Consider the following 20,994-nt stretch of genomic DNA (forward strand, 5'->3'; position numbering starts at 1 on the left):
AGCGGGCGCGGACCGGCTCAGCGCCCGGCGTCGCCGCCGTCCGGCGCCCCGCCCACCAGCCGGTCGAGCGCCGCGTCGAGCAGCGACCACCCGGCGTCGGTCAGCAGCCAGCGCGCCGCGCCGTCGCCGGTGAGGAACGCGACCGTGCGGGCGGCCGGGGCCGGCGTGCCGTCGGCCAGCGGGGTCCCCGCCGCGACCTCGACCAGCACCGGCCGCGGCTCCGGCTCCGGCGCCCGGGCGACCACGTGCGCGCCGGCCACGGGCTCGCACCACGTGAGCCGCCCGGCCCCGCGGTGCACGACCACCTCGTCGTCGCCGGCACGCACGCGGTCGCGGTCCAGCAGCACACCCGACTCCCGCCCCAGCCCCAGGGTCACGAGCCGACCGGTCGCCAGCACGGGCACGGCCGCCGCCGCGACGGCGCGGGCGGCGGGCAGCGGGGCGTCCGGGGTCACCACCACGAGGTCCGCCGCATCCCCGGGCGCCCACGTCGGGCGGAGCTGCACCGCGAAGCCCCTCCGCCGCAGCCACTGCGCCGTCGCGAGGTCACCGGCCCCCGGGTCCGGGCCCGTGACGAGCACCGCCTGCCGCCCACCGGCGGCGTCCTCCCCCGCGACAGCCCCGGCCGCCGCGAGCGCCCGCCGCACGAACCCGGCGACGTCCGCCCGCAGGACGTCCGGGAAGTCGGTCTCGACCCGGTCGAGCGCCTCCCGCGCCGCCCCGACCTGCCCGGCCGTCGGGGCGCCGGGGCGGTCCAGCAGGTCGCACGCCGCCAGCACGGCGGCCCCGGTGTGCGCCGCGGCGTCGAGCCACGGGGCGAGCGCGGTCAGCAGCGCGTGGCCGGTCGGGGCCACGCCCGGGCGCTCCCGCTCGGGGCCGGCACCGCCCACGCCGGCCCCGTCCCCGCCGGCCCCGTCCCCGCCGCCCCCGCCCACGCCGCCCCCGCGGCCGCCGTCCCCCGCGCACCCGGCCAGCTCCCGCATCCGCCCCCGGACCGCCGCGACGGCGGCTGCGTCCCCGGCCAGCGCCCCCTCCAGGAGCGCGGTCAGCCCCGGGTCCCGCGGCGCCGACGGCGGCCAGGACGAGCAGGCCCGCACCAGCGGGGCGACCTGCGCCGTCAGCTCCCCGGCCACGGCCCGCAGCGCCGCGGCGCCCGCCCGCGCCGGGTCGTACGCGGCGGGGTCCCGCGCCCAGGCGCCGACGGTCGCGAGCGGCAGCCGGGACGGCAGCGCCTCGATCATCGCGTTCGCGACCACGCCGTCGAGCGGCAGGCCGGTGACGTCGGCGGGGCGCCCGGTCAGCGGCCCCAGGAACAGCCGCGTGCGGTCGAAGTCGTTGACGGGGTAGTTGTCCCACAGCACCAGGCGGCGCCCGAACGCGGCGGCCGCGGCGAGGACGTCCTCGCGGGTGACCTCCCCGACGACGATGTCCCGCCCCGTCCAGAGCACGCGCGCGTCGGCGGGCAGCGTCTCCGCGAGCCCGACGCGGTAGGGCGAGGGCCCGCACCCGGCGTAGTCGGTGGGGCAGACGGTCATCGGGTGGTCGAGGCCGTGCGGCAGCAGGAACGCCTCCCGGAACCGCGCGGCCGCCTCCCCGTGCGCCCGGCCGGCGCCGTGGGGCCCGTCGCCGTACCGGTCGGCGTCCGCGGGGTCGGCCAGCCGGTCGGGCACGTCGTCGAACAGCAGCCAGACGTCGCGCACGCCGGCCGCCCGCACCTGCTCGGCCTTCGCGGCGAGCGCGGCGTGGTCGGCGTCATCCGCGTACCGCATGGACAGGCCGGGGGCGACGGACCAGACGAACGCCACCCCGGCGTCCCGCGCCGCGGCGGCGAGCTCCCCGAGGCGCGCGAGGGCGTCCGGCGGGTACGGCTCGCGCCAGCGCTCGCGGTGCCACGGGTCGTCCTTGGGCGCGTACAGGGAGGTGTCGAGCCCGAGGGACGGGGCGGCGGCGAGCAGGTCGAGCCGCTCCTGGTGGCTCCACGGCGGGCCGTAGAACCCCTCGACGACACCGGCCTGCAGACGTCCTCCGCGACGTGACATGGCGACCATGCAACCGGCCGCCGTCCGCGGGTGTCAATCGCCGCACACGTGTGCGGCGTCGCACACTCGATGCGCCCCGACGTGCGGCGACGCCGCGGGTTGACACCACCCGGTCGCTCGATATGGGATCGATTGCAGCGTACGATCGTGCGCACAGGACCGAACCCGCGCGACGACGCACGAGGAGCGACATGAGCAGGCCCCGCCACACCACCGGCGCACCGGTGTCGAACGCACCCGCCGGTGCCCAGCCCCGGGACCTGCCGGCGGTGCCCCACCCGCACGCGACGCCGGACCGGACCATCCACATGATCGGCAACTCGCACATCGACCCCGTGTGGCTGTGGCCGTGGCAGGAGGGCTACCAGGAGGCGCGCGCGACGTTCTGGTCCGCCATCCACCGCATGGACGAGTACCCGGACTTCGTCTTCACGTGCGACCAGGTGGTGCTGCTGTCCTGGGTCGAGGAGTCCGACCCCGAGCTGTTCGCCCGCATCACCGAGCGCGTCGCCGAGGGCCGCTGGGTCAACGTCGGCGGCTGGTGGGTGGAGCCGGACTGCAACATGCCCATGGGCGAGTCGTTCGCCCGGCAGGGCCTGTACGGGCAGCGGTACCTGATCTCGCGGTTCGGGCAGCCCGCGACCGTCGGCATGAACGCCGACCCGTTCGGCCACAGCGCCGGCCTGCCGGCCGTGCTGCGCGGGCAGGGCATGGACTCGTACCTGTTCCTGCGGCCCGGCCCGCACGAGAGCGAGCTCGACGACACCCTGTTCCGGTGGCGCGCGCCCGACGGGTCCGAGGTGCTCGGCTACCGCATCCCGTTCGAGTACTGCTCCCCGCCCGGCTCCGTCGACGGCCAGGTCGACAAGGCCCTCGGGACCCTCGACCGCTCGCTCGGCGACGTCATGGTGCTGTACGGGGTCGGCAACCACGGCGGCGGCCCGACCATCGCGAACATCGAGTCCATCCACCGCTACGACCGCATGGGCTCCTTCGGCCGCCTGCGCATGTCGTCGCCGCGCGAGTACCTCGATGGGGTCCACGCGCGCGGCCCGGAGTTCCGGGAGGGCCTGACCGTGTGGACCGACGACCTGCAGCACCACGCGCCCGGCTGCTACTCCGCGCACTCCGGCATCAAGGCGTGGCAGCGGCGCGCGCAGTACGCGCTGCTCTCCGCGGAGCGCTGGGCCGCCGTCACCGCCGTGCACGACGGCACGCCCTACCCCCGGGAGGACCTGGAGCGCGCCTGGAAGCAGGTGCTGTTCAACCAGTTCCACGACATCCTGCCGGGGTCCGCGATCGAGCACGCCTACGACGACGCCCGCGACCAGCTCGGCGAGGCCGTCGCCATCGCGAAGCGCATCATCACGCGCGCGCACAACACGATCGCCCGGCAGGTCGACGTGCCGCTGGAGGAGGGCAGCCAGCCCGTCCTCGTCTTCAACCCCCACCCGTGGCCGGTGTCGACCGACGTCGAGCTGCACTACGGCTCGCACCCCGGCGCGGTGCACGTGGTCGACGACGAGGGCCGCGTCGTCGTCGCGCAGCCCACCCAGTCCCGCGCGACCACCAACCAGACCGGCCGCGGCGCGCTCGTGCTGCGGGCCGACGTGCCGCCGCTCGGCTACCGGCTGTACCGCGTGCGCATGGCCGCCGAGCCCGCCCGTCCCGAGTGGAGCGAGGGGGCGCCCGGGGCCCTGACGGTGTCCGGGAGCGTGCCGGGCACGGTGCTGGAGAACGACCTCGTGCGCATCGAGCTCGACCCGGCGACGGGCTGGATCGCGTCCTACCTCGACAAGCGCACGGGCCTCGACGTCATGCGCGGCGTGGACGGCGCGCAGCACACCCAGGTCTGCGACGACCCGACCGACACCTGGGGCCACCGCGTCGTGTCGTACGCGTGGCCGGGCGACACGATGGCGACGGCGCGGATCGTCGTGCGGGAGACCGGCCCGCTGCGCGCCCGGGTCCGCGTCGAGCGCGAGTGGGGCGCCTCGACGATGATCGAGGAGCTGCTGCTCGACCACGACTCGCCGGTGCTGCGCGTCGACGTCACGCTGGACTGGCGGGAGCCCGCGCACCTGCTCAAGCTCCGGTTCCCCACCGCGCTGACCGACCCGCGCGCCACCTACCAGATCCCCTACGCGGAGCTGGAGCGGCCGGTGGACGGCGCCGAGGAGCCCGGACAGGGCTGGGTGGACCTCACCGGCACGCTCGACGGCCGCCCCGCGGGCCTGACGGTGGTCGTGACGAACAAGCACGGCTACGACGTCTCCCCCGGGGAGCAGCCGAGCATCGGCGTGACGGCCGTCCGCAGCCCCGTGTACGCGTGGCACGACCCGCGCCTGCTGGACGGCGACGACGTGTACGCCTACCAGGACATGGGCATCCAGCGGTTCTCCTACGAGCTGGTCGTGCACGACGGGGACCGGCACGCCGCCGACCCGGGGCGCCGCGCCGCGCTGCTCGGCTCGCCGGTGCGGGCCATGCTCGAGTCGTTCCACGCCGGCACGCTGCCCCGGACCGGGTCCTTCGCGTCCGACCAGGCCGGCCCGGTGGCCATCACGGCGCTCAAGGGCACCGAGGACGCGACCGACGGGCCCGGGGGCGCCGACCTGGTGGTGCGGGCGGTCGAGACCCGCGGCGGCGCGGCGACCGCCCGGCTGGAGCTGCCCCTCGTGGGGCGCACCGTGGAGGCGGAGTTCGGGCCGTACCAGCTGCGCACGTTCGTCGTCCCGGCGGACCCGCAGGCGCCGGTGCGGGAGGTCGACCTCGTCGAGCGGCCGCTCGGGGCGGACGGCGCCGGCGCGTCGGCCGTCCGCAGCGTCCGCGTGACCCCCGAGGTGCCGGCGGCCGGCACGACGGACCACCCGGAGGACCCGGCCGCGGCCGCGCCCGGCTCGGGCCTGACGCCGACGCAGGAGTCCGCCCCGGGCGCGACGGGCCGGCCGCGCCCGTCGCAGGCCCCCTCGGCGGACGACCCCGCCTGAGACGCGCGAGGCCGGGTCCCGGGTCGTCGCGACCCGGGACCCGGCCTCGTCCACGCCCGAGGGGCGCCCGGTCGTGCCCGCCCGAGAGCGGCCCCGGTCAGCCCTCCGGGTGGTGCAGCACCACGTCGGCCACCCCGTGGCCGCCCAGCGACACCCGGCCCCCGCCGGCCACGCCCGGCCCGTCCCACGTGACGGTCGCCTCGACGGGCTCGTCGCCCGGGTTCCGCAGCCGCACCCGCACGCCGCCACCCGGCCCCGGCAGCGGCCGCACCTCGGCCAGCACCCGCTCCGCGGGCTCCACCCGCAGACCCGACCGGCCGGTGAACGCCACCGGGCCGTCGTACGCGCGGGCCTGGAGCGGCTCGGCGAGGTCCCGCCCGAGCACCCGCACGGCCTCGCGCGTCACGGCGTCGGCGGCGGCGAACCGGTAGCGGTAGGTGCGGGTGCCCTCCTGCCGGGCCTGGAAGTTCGTGAAGTGCAGGTTGTTCATGAGCCACGACGACAGGTAGCCGCTCGCGGGTCGCAGGGTGCGTGCCCACTCGCCCGTGTGCAGCCCGCCGACCTGCACCAGCGGCGCGTCGACGGTGCCCCACAGCACGCCCGGCCCGCCCGCCGCGCCGTGCACCCCGACGGCGTGCTGCACCGAGTACCAGTCCTTGCTGGTGTCGGGCAGCTGCTCGGTCTCGGCGGCGTACACCGCGCCAGCGGTCTCGAGCAGGAACTCCGGGGGGCCGTCCACGCGGAACGGGAACGCCACGTGGATGCTCTCCGGCCCGAACGACTCGGGCTTCACCAGCGCGACGGCCAGGTCCACCACGTCGACGTCCCGGTACAGCGTCAGCGTGGTCGTCGCGGGCGGCAGGCCCGGCGGGGTGGTCCGCCACGAGATCCGCGCCCAGCCGTCGCCCTCGGTGACGACCGGCTCCTCGTCGCCGGTCGCGTGCCGGCGGTCGAAGTCCGGGCCGGGGAAGTCGGGGTGGAAGTCCTTCGGGTCCCGCACCACCATCGGGTGGGTGCTGCCCGGGACGACGGTCTCGGTGACGACCGCGCCCAGCCCGTGCCCGGCGCCGCCGTCCACCAGCTCGCGGCCCGACGGCAGGTGCACCAGCGAGACGACGCCGCCGCGCGCCGGGTCCACCGCCACCCGGTACGCGCCCCAGGTCAGCTCCCGTGCCGTCCGTGACGCGCCGGGCGCCGCGGGCAGCGGCACCACCGCGACACCGAACGGCGGGACCGTCGCCACGGTGCGGGCCCGGGTGCGGCCGGCGACCTCGACGTCGACGGGCTCGGTGCGGGTGCGCTCGGTCGGGTTGACCACGAGCACCCGGGTCCCGCCGGCGACCTCCGCGTCGCCGGCCGCCGCACCGGGCCCGCTGGCCGCGAACCGGAACAGCCCCTCGACGGCGAGGTCCCGCGCCAGGTCGAACGCCCCGTAGGCGAAGCCGGCCTTCGCGTTCCAGTGCGAGTGCGAGAACGTGGAGTACGGCTTGGAGTAGGTCTCCCAGGAGCCCCAGGTGTGCTCGCCGAACAGCAGCAGCTCGTGGTCGACGCGCTCCAGGTCCCGCGCCACCTCGGCGTCGGACCGCACGCGCACGGGCCCGCGGCGGTAGCCGATGACATCCGCGAGCGCCGGCTCGCCGTCGCCCCGCAGCCGCGTGAGGCCGAGCGTGGTCTGCGCCGCCCGCGCGAGGCTGCGGGCCTCCCGGTAGACGGCGACCTCCCGCGCCGTCGAGCCGTGCCCGTGCGCCCACCAGTCCGACCACTCGCCGCGGGCCACGGGCACGTCGGCGGCCTCGGCCTGCGGCTGCAGCACGTCCAGCGCCTCGTCGACCGTCGCCGTGCGCATGGGCAGCTCCGGGTGACGGGCGTTCCAGTGCCGCACGACGTCCAGCCACAGCGCCGTCGGCCACCGGTTGTCGTTCGCGGCGTGCACGACGGCGGTGTCGTACGGGTAGTCGTCGCGCGCCTCGAGCTGCGCGACGAACGCCGCGACGTGGGCCTCCGCGGCGGTCGCGTCACCGTCGACGATCCCCCACTCCTCACCCACCCCGTAGTGCGTGGACAGCCACACGAACACCCGCCCGCCCGACGGCCCCTCCCACCAGAAGCCGGTCGGCTGGGTGTAGGGCGGTCGGCCGTGGTCGGGGTTGAGCGCCATCACGAGCCGCGAGACGCCGGCGCGGCGCATGCCGTCGACCGTGCCCCACGCGGTGCCGTTGACGTCGCCGTGCTGCTCGGTGCGCACGGGGAGCCCGGCGTCCCGCAGCCGGTCCAGCAGGTCGTAGGCGGTCCCGAGCTCCGCGTCGGAGGGCAGCTGGGTCATGTTGAGGTAGCCGCCGGTCACGGCGACCCGCCCCTCGGCGACCCGGCGGCGCAGCCGCTCCACGTCGGCGACGGAGGCCCGCTCCAGGAACCGCAGCACGGGCCGGGCCACCTCGAAGGTCCACCGGAACGCGTCCGGCCCGTCGCCGTCCTCCGTGTCGCACAGGTCCAGGACCCGCCGTACGGTCTCAGCGTGCAGGTCGTCGACCAGGCGCGGGCTGTTCGTGTAGCCGACGTCGTGGTGGGTGTGACCCACCAGCAGGACCTGCCGCAGCCGCGGTCCCGGCACGGGGCGGGCGGCAGCGGGGCCGTCGGGGAGCGGGCGGCCGGAGCCGTCGTGGCCCAGGCGGTCGTCTCGGGACTCTTCACGCGCGGAGGGCATCGCCAAATCCTCGTCTTTGTGGCATCGTTGCCATATGAGCCTAGTCACAGACTGGGTGTCGAGTCCATGGTCAGCACGCGTCGGACAGGCGTGATCACACCGTGATCCGTCCGCTCTTGCCGCCGCCGAGGGCCCTGAACTAGCGTCCGATGTGGGAAGGTTTTCATCCATCTCGGCACCGATGCCGAGGGTTCTCCCGTGGGCCCGCGACGACGCGGACCCAGTGGCCGAGGAAGGGAACACGTCAATGACCAAGAGGAGCCGTCGCGCAGCGATCGCCCTGCTGCCCCTCACCGCGCTCGCCCTCGCGGCGTGCAGCTCCGGCGGTGGGGAGGAGGAGGGCGGCGGATCCAGCGACTTCAGCACCGAGGCCACCGGCACGCTCAACGCCTGGGGCTTCGAGAACGCCGACGACGTGGGCCAGTCGCGGCTCGACTACGCCGCCGAGCAGCTCTCCGACGTGGACATCGAGCTCGACGCCACCGCGTTCGACGCCCAGAAGTTCACCACCCGCCTCGCCAGCGGCGACGTCCCCGACGTCGTGCAGATGGACCGCCGGTACGTCACGACGTACGCGGCGCAGGACCTGATCATGCCGCTGGACGCCTGCTACGCCGCGCACGACGTCGTGCCGGAGGAGCAGTACTACCCGTCGGTCGTCGACGACGTGCGGTACGAGGACCAGGTCTGGGCGGTGCCGCAGTTCTACCAGCCGCCGGCCATCATCCTGAACAAGCGGGTCATGGACGCCGCGGGCGTCACCAACGACCAGATCGACACCTCGAAGCCGGACGTCCTCATCCCGGCCATCGAGAAGATGTACGCCGAGAGCGGCGGCGTCCCGACGACGCTCGGCCTCGACCCGGTGGCCACCGGCCAGGGCGGCCTGTGGATCCTCGGGCAGGGCGGGCAGCTCACCGACGCGGACGGCAAGCCGACCCTCGACGACCCGTCCAACGTCGCCGGCATCGAGCTGCTCAAGCAGATCACCGACGCCCAGGGCGGCTTCGCCAAGGTCAAGTCGTTCACCGACTCGTTCGACACCTTCGGCGACAACAACCAGTACGTCGCCGACCAGGTCGGCGCGCAGGTCAACGCCCAGTGGTACCCGAACGTGCTCGGGGCCTACGTCGGCCAGATCGAGATCGAGGCCGTGCCGTTCCTCGACCAGGACGGCAACCCGTTCTCCGTCGCCTCCGGCACCGCCTTCGTCATCCCCGCCGGGGCGCAGAACAAGGACGCCGCCTGCTCCTGGATGCTCAACCTCACGTCCTACGACGCGTGGATGGCGGCCGGCGAGGCCCGGGCCGACACGATCGCCACGGACGGCGGGATCAACACCGGCCTGTTCACCGGCTCGCCCGAGGCGGACAAGGCGATCCGCGACGAGTACGTCACGGAGACCGGCGACGCCGGCTTCGACCAGGTGATCTCCACCTACTACGACGTCGTGGACTACGGGCAGACCTTCGGGTCCTCCCCCGCCGGCCAGGACATCCAGAACGAGCTGAACAACGCCATCACCGCGGCGCTGCTCGGCGACAAGTCCCCCGAGGACGCGCTGGCGGACGCCCAGACCGCGGCCATGCGGGCGTACGACAACATCACGGGCGGCTGACCCGCCGTCCGCCCCCTGCGACGAGGGCCCCCGCCGGTGCACCGGCGGGGGCCCTCGTCCGTGCGGCGCGGAGCGGGACCGACGTCCCGGGCCTGCCGGGACCCCACGGGGCCGTCGCGCCGGTCCCCCGCTGTCAGGCCCCGCCGCGGTGCGGCGCGAAGAACTCGCGCAGCAACACCCCGCACTCCTCCTCGCGGACGCCGCCGACCACCTCGACGCGGTGGTTCGACCGCGAGTCGCGCACCACGTCCCACTGCGACCCGCACGCGCCGGCCTTCGGGTCCCAGGCACCGAGCACCAGCCGCGGCACACGGGCCAGGACCGTCGCGCCCGCGCACATCAGGCACGGCTCGAGCGTCACGACGAGCGTGCAGTCGTCGAGCCGCCACCGGCCCAGGGCCGCCGACGCCGCCCGCAGCGCCAGGACCTCCGCGTGCGCGGTCGGGTCGCCGTCCGCCTCCCGCCGGTTGCGGCCCGCGCCGACGACCGCGCCGTCCGGGCCGATCACGACCGCCCCCACGGGGACGTCCCCCGACGCCGCGCAGCCGGCGGCCTCGGTGAGGGCCAGGCCCATCGCGGTCAGGTCGTCGGGGCGCGCGAACATGCGGCCCATCCTCGCGCACCACGCGCGGCGGGACCGGGCACCGCGGCGGGGGGGTGGCGGGGGTGGCCGAGAGGGACGGCGGACCACCGGAACGGACGCGCGACGGTGCGCGTGCGGCACGGGAGTTGGGTGCGCGGCGGCGACGACGCAGGCAGGGGGTCCTCGTCGTCGCCGCGCGCTCCCGCTAGCGTCGCGCCCGCGCGGGCCCCGCGCCCGGGACGTTGGACCCACCCGGCGGTCGCCGGTCGCACGCACCGGCCGGACGCGGGCCCGTGCCGGTGCCGTGGCGCCCGGCGGAGCCGCCGGGGCGGGGCGGGGCGCCGCCCGCGCACGGTAGGTTGAGCCCATGCGCCTGCACGTCGCCGACCACCCGCTCGTCGCCCACAAGCTGTCGGTGCTCCGCAACAAGGACACGTCGTCCCCGACGTTCCGCAAGCTCGTCGACGAGCTCGTGACCCTGCTCGCCTACGAGGCGACGCGCGACGTGCGCACCGAGCCGGTCGAGATCGAGACGCCCGTCGCCCGCACCACCGGCGTCAAGATCGCCGAGCCGCTGCCGCTCGTGGTCCCGATCCTGCGCGCCGGCCTCGGCATGCTCGACGGCATGACCCGGCTGATGCCGACCGCGGAGGTCGGGTTCCTCGGCATGCAGCGCGACGAGACCACGCTCGAGGCCATCACCTACGCCAACCGGCTGCCGGAGGACCTCACCGGCCGCCAGTGCTTCCTCATCGACCCGATGCTGGCCACCGGCGGCACGCTGGTCGCCGCGATCGAGTACCTGTTCGACCGCGGTGCGCGCGACGTCACGGCGGTCTGCCTGCTCGCCGCACCCGAGGGCCTCAAGGTCGTCGAGGACGCCGTCGGCGACCGGGTCGACGTCACGGTGGTCGTCGCCGCCGTGGACGAGCGCCTCAACGAGAAGGCCTACATCGTCCCGGGCCTGGGCGACGCCGGCGACCGCCTCTACGGCGTCGTCTGACCCCGCCCGCCGCCCCGCCGGGCGGCGCCTCCCGTCATCCGGTCTCGGCCGCTGAGACCGGACCGGGCATTGCCGTGGACAGCACCGGCCCGGTGCGTCACGCTCGTGCCGTGACGCACCGCCGACGCCCGACCGACGCCACCCCGGCGTCCGTCGGCGTACGCCCCGGAGCGCACCGCACGCGCTGTCGGTCCTGACGCCCCGCGTCCCCCGACCACACCCGGCCGCCCGTCCCGCGCGGCCCCGCGCACCCCTCCGGAGCACCCCGTGCCACGTCCACGCACCCCCGCGCCGCCCGCCGTGCCGGGCCCGCCGACCGCCCCCCGCCGCCCGCCGCGCGACCCGCAGCCCGCGCGCGCCGGCTTCGTCCTGTACGTCGGCCTGCAGGGCGACCCGCCGGACCTCGACGCCGGTCACGTCACCGAGCTGGCCGAGGTCGCGGAGGCGCTGCGCGACCTGGCCCGGGACCTGCTGCCCACGGCGGAGACGTTCACCGCGCTCTCGGTCGTGCCCGGCGCGTCCGGCCCCGACGACGTGCGCGACCTCCGCGCCCGGCTCGCCGCGCTGCGGCCGCTGGAGCGGGAGGCGGCACCCCGTCCCGCGGGGGCGTGACCCGGGCGCACCCGGAGCCCCGGTCACGTCCGCACCCCTACGCAGTCGCTGCGCGGCGCGCCGGCGAGGTCGGTCGCGCCCCTCAGTCCGGCGCGGTCCACCACCTGGTTCCGCCTCCGCGCGCTACTCATCGGTCTCCGTGACGCCCGGCGCTGCCTAGCCTGGCCGTGCGCCGCCGCCCCGCACGCACCGGCACACCCGCGCCGGAACGCGCGGCACGCGGCGCCGACGCCCGGCACCGTCACCCCCTTCGGCGACGGGCGTCACGCCCCGGGCCGTGGCACCCCTCCGCGGCCCGGGGCACCCCGCGATCGGCCGGGGGGACCGGCGGGCGGCACAGGCCGTCGCCAGCCGCCGCCGGCCGTCGCCGCCCGCCGGCGGCCTGCACGGCCGCGACCCTGTGGCGGGCCCGCCCGGACGCTCCTACCGTGGACGGATGCGCATCGTCATCGCCGGGGGCCACGGGAAGATCGCCCGACGCCTGAGCCGGCTGCTCGCCGAGCGGGGTGACACGCCGGTCGCCGTCGTCCGGAACCCCACGCACGTCGCGGACGTCGAGGCCGACGGCGCGACCGCGGTGCTCCTCGACCTCGAGCAGGCCGGCGTCGACGACCTCGCGCCGCACCTCGACGGTGCCGACGCCGTCGTCTTCGCGGCCGGGGCCGGCCCCGGCAGCGGGACGGCCCGCAAGGACTCGGTCGACCGCGGCGCCGCGGTGCTGCTCGCCGACGCCGCCACCACGGCCGGCGTCCGTCGCTACCTGCTCGTCTCGTCCGTCGGGGCGGGGGCCGAGCCGCCGCCGGGCACCGACGAGGTGTTCGCGGCGTACCTGCGCGCGAAGACGGCGGCCGAGGAGGCGCTGCGCGAGCGCGACCTCGACACCACGATCCTGCGCCCCGGGTCGCTCACGGACGAGCCCGGCACGGGCCGGGTCCGCCTCGGCCCGGACATCCCGCGGGGGTCGGTGCCGCGCGACGACGTCGCCGCCGTGCTGGTGGCCCTGCTCGACGAGCCGCGCACCGCGGGCCTCACCCTGGAGCTGTCCGAGGGCGCCGTGCCGGTGGCGGCCGCGGTGGCCGCCGCCACCGAGCGGGAGGACTGACCTCCCGCCCGGCGCGCGGGTCGGGCGTGGACCGGGCGCGGATCAGGCCGGGGCGTACGTCAGGCAGTCCGCCAGGTCGTGGCCCGCGCCGATGCGGACCGCGTCGGCGGCGCACGTCAGGTGCTCGTTGTGGGAGCAGTCCGCGCGCTGGCAGGCGCCGACGTGCGAGACCACGCGGTCGAGCCCGCCCTTGACGCTCAGCGGGATGAACGTGGAGCACTGCGCGTCGCCGGTCGTGCTGCCGCCGACGGTGATCGCGGCCGCACTGCACGCGTGGTCGTGGTTGTACGAGCAGCCGTCGACCGAGCACTCGGAGACGGGCGGCTGGTCCATCAGCGTGCTCATGGGAACCTCCGCGGGGGTGGGGGCGTGCCTGCTGTCCCGTTCGACGCTAGGCCCGGCCGGGCGGGGCGTCTAGAAAGGAAGGCCTGGCTCACCCGCCGCCGGCGGCCGTCCGCGACTCCTCGCCGGGTTCCGCCCGCACCCCGGGGAGCATCTGCTCCGGCAGCTGCTCGACGGGCACCACCACCAGGTCCTGGATCTTCCAGTCGAGAGCCGCCACACCCCGCCGCAGCTCCGTCAGGTCCTCCGGGCCGGGGGCGGTCCCGTCGCGGGGCACGACGAACGACTCCACGTGGAAGACGTGGCCCTGGTCCCTCACCCGTGACCGCGCGGCGGCCACCCACGGCACCGCGCGCAGGTACTCGTCGACGCGTCCCACCAGCGGGTGGACGTCCGTGCCGTCGACGGTCGTCGCCCGGGCGTCCATGAGGGCCGCCGCCGCGACCCGCAGGTTCGTGGCGCCGTCGCGCAGGATGCTGCCCGCGATGAACAGCGCCGCCGCCGCGTCCGCCCACCACAGACCCGCCCCGATGCCGAGCACGCCGACGACCGTGCCGAGCGCCGTCATCCAGTCGGCCTTGTTCATGTCGGCGTCGGCGTACAGGACGCGGTCGTGCAGCGTCCGGGCCAGCGGCAGCTTCGCCCGGCCGAGCAGCACCGGCGGCACGCCGGTCACCACCATCGCGGCGATCATCGGCCACCCCGCCCAGAAGACGTGACCGCCCAGGTGCATCACCCCGACCGGGGGGTGCTCGGCCTTCAGCAGGCCGCTGCCGGAGTCGACGACCAGGAACGTCCCCATCGCCAGCAGCGCCGTGGCCGCCACCAGGTGCCCGATGCCGACCGACCGGTGGTAGCCGTAGGGGTGCTCGGGCGTCGGCCGGCGGCGGGCGAACCGCACGGCCACCAGGAAGCTGATCGGCGGGATGAACGACAGCAGGTCCTCCGTCCACGCCGCCTTCATGGCCTGCGAGCTGCCCATCACCAGGTACACGAGCGTCACGCCGACGACGAGGAACCCGATCGTCCCCCAGGCGAGGCGCACCGCCCGGCGCAGCGCCTGCGACTGCTCCGGCGGCAGCTCCGTGTGCCCGAACGTCACGCTCACGGCAGCACGTCCTCCCGGTTCTCCAGCAGGTACGTCTCAAGGCGCACCAGGAACGCGTTCTCGCCGAGCGGCGCGGCCATCACGTGGGGCTCCGGCTCACCCCGCGGCCCGGGCACCGTCGTGTACGGCGTGGTGAGCGCCGCCTGGTCCGCCCACGGGGAGCGACCCGTGAGGCCACCGACCACGAGGTCGAGGCGGGACTCCGCCAGGTCCGCCACCAGCGACTCCTCGCCTCCGGTCGTCCACTCCACGCGGGCGTCGAGCGTGCGGGCGAACTCCGAGACGATCTCCACCTCCAGCCCCGACGGCTCGCCACCGGGTCCCACCTCGGTCCACGGCGGGTTCGGGGACACGCCCACCCGCAGCACGTCGCCGGTGACCCGCTCGAGCGTGCCGTCCGGGTCGGCCGGGAAGGACCCGCCGCACCCGGCGAGCAGCAGGACCGCGAGCGCCGTGGCCGCTGTACGCCTCATGCCGCCGAGTGAACCCCCCGGCGCTCCGGACCGCACGCGGAGGCGGTCGCGGGCGGAGCGGTCGAACGCGGGTGGCCCGGGCGGCGCGTCAGCCGGTGCCGGACCGTGCGGGACGGGCCCGGGCTCCCGGCGCGGGACCCTCGGCGGCGGGCTCCGCGCCTCCCGCGTCCTCCGGGCGCCCGGACCGGCGACCGCGCTCCGCGTCCTCCTCGCGGCCGCCGTGCTCCGCGTCGAGCTCGGCGACCAGGACGCCCCCGGCGAGCACCGCGATGCTGCACAGCCACAGCCACAGGGCCCCGGCGAGCACGAGCCCGAGCATCTGCGCCGCCGCCTGCACGACGGCCGCGCTGTCCGGGGAGGCGCCGGGGGTGTCCGGCACCGCGACCCGCACGTACGACAGGTACCCCGCGGAGACCAGCAGCACGCCGGCGGTCCCCACCACCGCCCCGGGGAGGCAGCGCCGCCAGGTGGAGCCGGCGCTCGGGGCGTACCGGTACAGGAGCGTGAGGAACGCGGTGGTCACCGCCAGCACCGCGGGCCAGCGCAGCAGGTCCCATGCCGTCCGGAACGCGTCGCCGAGCCCGAGGCGGTCCGCCAGGCTGGCACCGCCGCCGAGCAGCGGACCGACGACGACCAGCAGCAGCACCGTCACGACGGTGACCAGCGCGCCGACGGTGAACGCCAGGCCCAGGGCGTACTGCGCCACCACCCCGCGTCGCCTGCGCACCTGGTAGGCGTCGTCCAGCGCCCGCACCGCGGCCCGGAACACGCGGCTGGCGAGGTACAGCGTCACCAGCAGGGCACCGACGGCGAACCCGCCGCGCTGCTCGTCCAGCAGCCCGTCGACCAGCGGGACCAGCACGTCGCCGGCCACCTGCTGCGCGAACACGGCCGCCAGCGTGTCCACGACGCCGGACCGGAGCTGCTCCACCTGGGCGTCCCCGAGCACCGGCCGCAGGTACCCGAGGCTGGCGCCCAGGGCCGTCGTGATCGGTACCAGCGAGATGAGGGCGTAGTACGTCATCTCGGCGGCGAGACCGGTGACGCGCACGTCGCCCGCCCGCAGTCCCGCGCGCACCGTCGTGCCCACGACGTCGTGGCCCGCGACGCGCACGGGGTGCCGCCGGGCGAACGCCTCCGTCCGCTCCCGCAGCGTCGGCTGCCCCTCGCGCCGGCGCCGGCGGCGCGCGAGCGGCCCGCGCAGCCGGCCGGTGACCCACGCAGCCGCACCGACGGCCGCGGCGCCGGACGCTGCGGCGAGCGCACCTCCGGCCACGGCCCGCCACCCCGCGGGGAGGTCGGCCACCGCGAGCGCGCTCCCGGCGGCCGCCAGCCACGCGGCGGTCGTGGACGCGGGCACCGGGAGCCGGTGGCGGACCCACGGCACGCGGCGGGCCAGGACGGCCACGAGGAGGGCGACGACGAGCACGGTGGCAGGCACGGGGCCTCCTTCTCCGGGCGGGCGGCACCCTCGGTCGAGTGAAGCCGAGATGCGCGGGCGGCGCACGACGGGCCCCGCCCGGCTCGGGCCCCGTGCGGAGCCGGATCAGCCGGGGCCCGGCACCCCGCGCGGCTCCGACGCGCGGCGCGCGGCGGCCCGGCGTCCCCGGACGACCAGCAGCGCACCGCCCGCCCCCAGCACGACCAGCAGCCCCGTCGCGGCGGCCGCCCGGGCGGGCGCGGAGGCCAGCGTGCCGGACGCCCGCTCGGCCGCGGCCGTGGCCTGCGCGTACCGGCCGGCGTCGAGCGCCGTGCGCGCCGCCTCCAGGTCGCCGTCCACGCCGCCGGCGAGCATGCCGAGCCGCGTCACCGGGTCGGCGTCCTCCCGTTCGCGCGTGGCGGCCACGAGGGCCGCGGCGGCCTCCCCGGCCTCCGTGACGGCGGCGGCGGCCTCCGGCACGGACGTCGCGTTCTCCACCTGCTCCTGCAGCGCGCCCGGGACGTCCGCGCCGATGCCGGCGAGGGCGGCGACCAGGGCGTCGCGGTCCTCCAGCAGCGCCAGCACCTCGGGCGCCGCGGCGGTCGCGTCGTCGAACCGCCAGTCCGCCATCGCGTCGCGGACCGCTGCCGGCGGCGCCCACCCGTCGCCCGCGTCGAGCAGCCGCTGGTACTCGTCACGCGCGGCGTCCCGGGCGTCGAGCACCGGGAGCTCGTCCTGCCGCACGACCACGTCGCGGAACACCTGCGCGGCCCGTTCGGAGCCTCCCACCTGCTCGAGCAGGTCGAGCAGGCGCTGCCACCCGGTCGGGCCCCGCACGCCCGTGTCGTCGGTCGGCGCGGGGTAGGCGTCCTCGCCGGACACCGCCGCCCCGACGGCCGCCGACAGCGCCTCCGGGCCGATCTCCGCGGCGATCTCGTGCGCCACCCACCAGGACGCGGCGTAGCCGTACTCGTCGTGCGCGCCGCCCTCGGGCCCGTCCGCGCGGGCGTCCTCCCAGTCGACCAGGCGGACCGCGTCCGGCCGTGCGAGGTCCAGCGGCGCGGGCGTCGGACGCTCCTGGCCGAGCGTCTCCATCGCGATCGCGGAGTACTCGTCGGCGAGCGCCTCGCCGATCCACCGGCCCTCGAACGTGGTCCCGTTGAACCAGGCGTGGGCGAGCTCGTGGAGCGTCACGTGCGCGTCGAGCATGTCGCCGATCTCGATCGAGCCGCGGTCGTGGTCGTACCAGCCGGCGTACCCGTGCGCGCTCGGCGTGGCCGCCTCGAGGATCGTCAGCCCGCCCGTGACCGTCCACGGCTGCCCGACCAGCTCCTCCAGCACGGGCAGGCCGCGTCCGGCCAGGTCGGTGGTGAACGCCAGCCACTCCGCGTCGTCCGGCCACCCGAGCACCTGCACGCCGTCGCCGTAGTCCACGTCGGCCGGCACCAGGGCGTCGTCGTCCCGCACCACGACCTGGGCCTGCCACGCGGCCGGGTCGGCCACCGCGTCCGCGCTCCACGTCGTGCCGTCGCCGGTGGGCGCCAGGGTCATCGGGCCGCCCACCACCTCGACGTCCGGGACGCCGGGCACCACGACGCGCGCGGAGGCCAGGCCGGGGTCGCCGTCCAGCACCACGGGGAACGTCGCGAACGCCGGGTTCACCTGGGCGTACGTGGCGACGCGCGGCGGCTGCGCCGGCAGGTCGTACGTCACCCGCAGCGTCCGGGTGTCGCCGTACGTCAGCACCGGCCGCAGCGCGACGACGACGGCCGGCAGGTACTCGTCCGTCCCCGGCTCCAGGGTGAACGCGAGCGGCGTCCCGTCGTCCCACGTCGCAGTCACGCCCGTCCCGCCCGGCAGGAACGGCACCGCGTACTCCTCGAACGTGTAGTACCAGGCGCCCGTCGACGGGGTCTGGTGCGTGAGGGTCGCGACGTGCTCCACGTGCACGACGCTCGCCGCCAGGTCCACCGTGTACGTCGCGGACGTCTCGACCCGCAGGCCCTCGGTGCGGTCCTCGGCGGCCGGCAGCGGCCCGAGCGCGGGGACGGCCGCGACGGCGGCAGGGGGCGCGGGGCGCGCGGCGGCCACCGGCACCGCGGCGGAGACCCCGGCGGGGGCGAGCAGGGGCAGCAGCACGGCGGCACCGGCGGCACCGGCGGCCGCGAGCAGGCGGCGGGGCGAGGGCATGCGGGCATCCTGGCAGCGCAGGCGCCCGCCGGGGTCGACGTCGCGCACGGCGGGTGTCAGGTCACCCGGACGCGCGGCGCCGCGGGTGGGCGGGGCGTGGTCCGTCAGGGCACGGCGGGTGGCGCGACGACGAGCTGCGCCGGGGCCGACGACCCGGCCGCCGTGGTCGTCGCCGTGGTCCCCGTCGGGGTGAACTGCGCGACGACGTCGTACGTCCCGGCGTCGAGGGTCGGGAGCGCGACCGTCGCCCTGCCGCCCGCGGTGGACGCGATCGTGGCCGTCGTGGTCGTCCCTCCGGCGGTGACGGTGACCGTCCCTGTCGGCCTGGTCACGCCCGGGACCACGACCGCCACCCCGGCCGTGACCGTCGTCCCGGCGGGCGCGGACGAGGGCGTGAGCGTGACGGTCACCGCCGGCGCGGCCTTGACGACCGCCGCGGTCGCGAGGCTGGTCGCGGTCGCGGTCGTGTAGCCGCTCTTCCTGGCGGTCACACGGACGGACAGCGGCTTGCCGACGTCCGCCGCGGTCGGCGTGTAGGTCGACGCGGTGGCGCCCGTGATCGCCGAGCCGCTGCGCAGCCACTGGTAGCCGTACGTCAGCCCCGTCGTCGCCCACGTGCCCGGCGTCGCGGTCAGGCGGGACGCCACGGCCGCGGTCCCGGTGACGGTCGGCCGGGCCGTGCTCGTCAGGGTGCCGCGGGCCACCGCCGCCGTCGACGCGCTCGTCGCCGAGGCCGACGTGTAGCCGGACCTCACCGCGGTGACCCTCACCGACAGCCGCTGCCCGAGGTCCGCGGCGGCCACGGTGTACGTCGCCTTCGTGGCGCCCGGGACCGGCTTGCCCGCGCGCAGCCACTGGTACCGCAGCGTCACCCCGGACGCCGACCACGTCCCCGGCTTCGCGGTGAGCACCGCGCCGACCTTCGCCGAGCCCGCCGCGGTCGGCTTCGTCCGGACGGCGATCGTCCCCTTGGCGACCGGCGCCGTCGCCGCGCTGGTCGAGCTCGCGGCCTTGTAGCCGGTGCGGCGGACCGTGACCTTGACCGCGAGCTTCCTGCCCACGTCGGAGGCGGTGACCCGGTACGAGGCGGACGTGGCTCCGCTGATCGCCGCGCCGTCGCGCAGCCACTGGTAGGTGGTCGTCAGCCCGGAGACGGACCAGGAACCGGGCCTGGCGGTCAGCGTCGCGCCGACCTTCGCCGCGCCCGACGTCGTCGGCCTGCTCGTGCTGGTGACGACGAGCAGCGGCACCGTGGCGGTCGCGGCGCTCGTCGCCTGCGCGGACTGGTAGCCGGACCGCGACGCGGTCACCCGGACGGACAGCTTCTGGCCGGCGTCCGCGGTCGTGACGGTGTACGTCGACGTCGTGGCGCCGCTGATCGCCGCCGTGCCGCGCAGCCACTGGTACGTGTAGGCGAGCCCCGCGACCGACCAGCCGCCGGGCTTGGCGGTGAGCCTCGCGCCGACCTTCGCGGTGCCGAGGACCGTCGGCCTCGTCGTGTTCGTGGGCGTGAGCGGCGTCGCCGTGGCCGTGGGCCGCAGGACCAGGCCCGTCGCGCCGGGCGCGACCCGCGAGGCGTCGCTCTTCTGGTGGCCCAGCGGCTGCGTGTCCGAGACGTAGTACCCCGGGAAGACCTTGTCCGACCCGGTGATCGACAGGTCGTACGTCTCCCACGACGACAGGCCCGCGATGGTGAACGTCGTGGAGGACCCCGTCAGCGTCGTGCTGCCCTGGAACGGCTCGTCCCACCAGGACAGGCCGACGGCCTGCACCGTCAGCCCGGCGAGCGACGTCACCCCCGGCGGGAGCTCGACCCGGCCGGAGATCGACATCGGGTGGTGGGGCCTGAGCACGATGCCCTCGGAGCCCGGGTCGACCCACGTGCCGGCGGGCGCGCCGGAGTCCGCGTCGGTGACCGGTCCGAGCGTGCCGTCGTCGCTGCGGTAGCAGCCGGCGGTCGTCGACGCGGAGGCCTCCAGGCAGACCCGGTAGCCCAACGAGGGGTTCAGCCCCGTGAGGGTGAACGCCGAGCCGGTGACGACCGCGGTGCGCACCGCGTCCTCCCCCTCGTAGTCGGCGAGCCCGACGGTGGCGACGACGCGCGTCCCGTCGACCGACGCGACCTCGGGCGGCAGCGTCAGCGTGCCGGAGATGCTCGTCGGTGACGCCTTCTTCAGCGCCTCGACCACGAGGTCCGTCGTCCCGCCACGGACCGCGACGGCCGCCGCCACCGCCCGCACGGGCGGGACGCCGGGCCCCGCCCAGAGCCCGTCGGCCAGCTCGTCGTGCCAGAACGAGAGGGACACGACGTAGTCCTGGTCGGCACGCAGCCCCGGGATCGAGAACGAGGTCCCCGAGCCCGACGTGCTGCCGTACGTCCACGGCTCCTGGCCGTCCACGGTCCACGCCTGGATGTCGAAGCCCTCGGAGTACCCCTCCTGGAGCCCCTCGGGGAACACGATGGTCCCCGAGATCGACGCCGTCGCCGCCGGGTCCGTCCCGTCGCCGTCCGCGGCCCCCGCCGCCGGCGCGCCGGCGAGCGCCAGCACGGCCGCCGTCACCACCGCGACCAGCGCGTCCCGCCACCAGGTCCTCGTGCTCATGGGCCGTCCCTCGTCTCTCACGCCGTCAGCAGAGCGGAGCGTGACGACGGACGCGGGTGAGGCGGACGGCGGTCGCACCTCCGTCACGCCGGTCACCCACGGTCCGGCTCGCGCCGCGGCCGCGTCGGGACGCCGGGCACGGCAGCTCACCGCGCCGTCGTGGGCGTCCGCGTCGGTCTGGCGGTGAGGCTAGTGACGCGTGCGGCC

The 20,994-nt window shown here is 76.6% G+C and carries 14 protein-coding genes; 5 read left to right on the top strand and 9 right to left on the bottom strand.

Annotated features, from left to right (window positions below):
- Window positions 1–17: 17 nt before the first annotated feature.
- A complete protein-coding gene (locus AAHH18_RS00945; protein ID WP_343300235.1) occupies window positions 18–2,039 on the bottom strand; it encodes a beta-N-acetylglucosaminidase domain-containing protein in 2,022 nt (673 codons plus the stop codon).
- Window positions 2,040–2,230: 191 nt separating this feature from the next.
- Here AAHH18_RS00945 and AAHH18_RS00950 point away from each other — a divergent pair, with 191 nt between their 5' ends.
- Window positions 2,231–5,029 (top strand): alpha-mannosidase, encoded by a 2,799-nt coding sequence (locus tag AAHH18_RS00950; RefSeq protein ID WP_343300236.1) that lies wholly within the window; start codon window positions 2,231–2,233, stop codon window positions 5,027–5,029.
- A gap of 97 nt (window positions 5,030–5,126) precedes the next feature.
- Here AAHH18_RS00950 and AAHH18_RS00955 read toward each other — a convergent pair whose 3' ends face one another.
- Window positions 5,127–7,733, bottom strand: a complete 2,607-nt coding sequence (locus AAHH18_RS00955) for a glycoside hydrolase family 38 N-terminal domain-containing protein (protein ID WP_343300237.1) — start codon at window positions 7,731–7,733, stop codon at window positions 5,127–5,129.
- 247 nt (window positions 7,734–7,980) lie between these two features.
- On the opposite strand from AAHH18_RS00955, the gene AAHH18_RS00960 reads away from it, so the two are divergent.
- On the top strand, window positions 7,981–9,351 hold the full coding sequence (locus tag AAHH18_RS00960) for a type 2 periplasmic-binding domain-containing protein (protein ID WP_343300238.1): 1,371 nt from the start codon (window positions 7,981–7,983) through the stop codon (window positions 9,349–9,351).
- A gap of 133 nt (window positions 9,352–9,484) precedes the next feature.
- Here AAHH18_RS00960 and AAHH18_RS00965 read toward each other — a convergent pair whose 3' ends face one another.
- Window positions 9,485–9,955, bottom strand: a complete 471-nt coding sequence (locus AAHH18_RS00965) for a nucleoside deaminase (RefSeq protein ID WP_283318927.1) — start codon at window positions 9,953–9,955, stop codon at window positions 9,485–9,487.
- 346 nt (window positions 9,956–10,301) lie between these two features.
- Between AAHH18_RS00965 and upp the strand changes: the two genes are divergently transcribed.
- The 3 genes from upp to AAHH18_RS00980 all read left to right on the top strand — a co-directional run bounded on the left by upp (window position 10,302) and on the right by AAHH18_RS00980 (window position 12,651).
- Window positions 10,302–10,937: a uracil phosphoribosyltransferase gene (gene upp / locus AAHH18_RS00970; protein WP_283318926.1), complete on the top strand. Its 636-nt coding sequence runs from the start codon at window positions 10,302–10,304 to the stop codon at window positions 10,935–10,937.
- 267 nt (window positions 10,938–11,204) lie between these two features.
- Entirely contained in the window at window positions 11,205–11,549 is a 345-nt protein-coding gene (locus AAHH18_RS00975) for a hypothetical protein (protein ID WP_343300239.1), read from the top strand.
- A 436-nt stretch (window positions 11,550–11,985) separates the two neighbouring features.
- Window positions 11,986–12,651 (top strand): SDR family oxidoreductase, encoded by a 666-nt coding sequence (locus AAHH18_RS00980; RefSeq protein WP_343300240.1) that lies wholly within the window; start codon window positions 11,986–11,988, stop codon window positions 12,649–12,651.
- Between the two features lie 42 nt (window positions 12,652–12,693).
- On the opposite strand, the gene AAHH18_RS00985 is transcribed toward AAHH18_RS00980, so the two are convergent.
- The 6 genes from AAHH18_RS00985 to AAHH18_RS01010 form a co-directional block, all read right to left on the bottom strand.
- The gene (locus AAHH18_RS00985) at window positions 12,694–12,996 is read right to left on the bottom strand and encodes a DUF1540 domain-containing protein (RefSeq protein ID WP_283318923.1); all 303 of its coding nucleotides are present in this window, start codon (window positions 12,994–12,996) and stop codon (window positions 12,694–12,696) included.
- A gap of 88 nt (window positions 12,997–13,084) precedes the next feature.
- Entirely contained in the window at window positions 13,085–14,101 is a 1,017-nt protein-coding gene (locus tag AAHH18_RS00990; protein ID WP_343300241.1) for a cation transporter, read from the bottom strand.
- Window positions 14,098–14,574: a substrate-binding periplasmic protein gene (locus AAHH18_RS00995; protein WP_283318921.1), complete on the bottom strand. Its 477-nt coding sequence runs from the start codon at window positions 14,572–14,574 to the stop codon at window positions 14,098–14,100. The genes AAHH18_RS00990 and AAHH18_RS00995 overlap by 4 nt, the downstream gene beginning before the upstream one ends.
- 88 nt (window positions 14,575–14,662) lie before the next feature.
- Complete coding sequence (locus AAHH18_RS01000) at window positions 14,663–16,015, bottom strand: YihY/virulence factor BrkB family protein (RefSeq protein WP_343300242.1); 1,353 nt, start codon at window positions 16,013–16,015, stop codon at window positions 14,663–14,665.
- Between the two features lie 105 nt (window positions 16,016–16,120).
- Window positions 16,121–18,184, bottom strand: a complete 2,064-nt coding sequence (locus AAHH18_RS01005; protein WP_343300243.1) for a hypothetical protein — start codon at window positions 18,182–18,184, stop codon at window positions 16,121–16,123.
- Window positions 18,185–18,288: 104 nt separating this feature from the next.
- Window positions 18,289–20,787 (bottom strand): hypothetical protein, encoded by a 2,499-nt coding sequence (locus tag AAHH18_RS01010; RefSeq protein WP_343300244.1) that lies wholly within the window; start codon window positions 20,785–20,787, stop codon window positions 18,289–18,291.
- Window positions 20,788–20,994 lie beyond the last annotated feature (207 nt).

Origin of the sequence: Cellulomonas olei (assembly GCF_039548315.1) — a bacterium.
GTDB lineage: Bacteria > Actinomycetota > Actinomycetes > Actinomycetales > Cellulomonadaceae > Cellulomonas.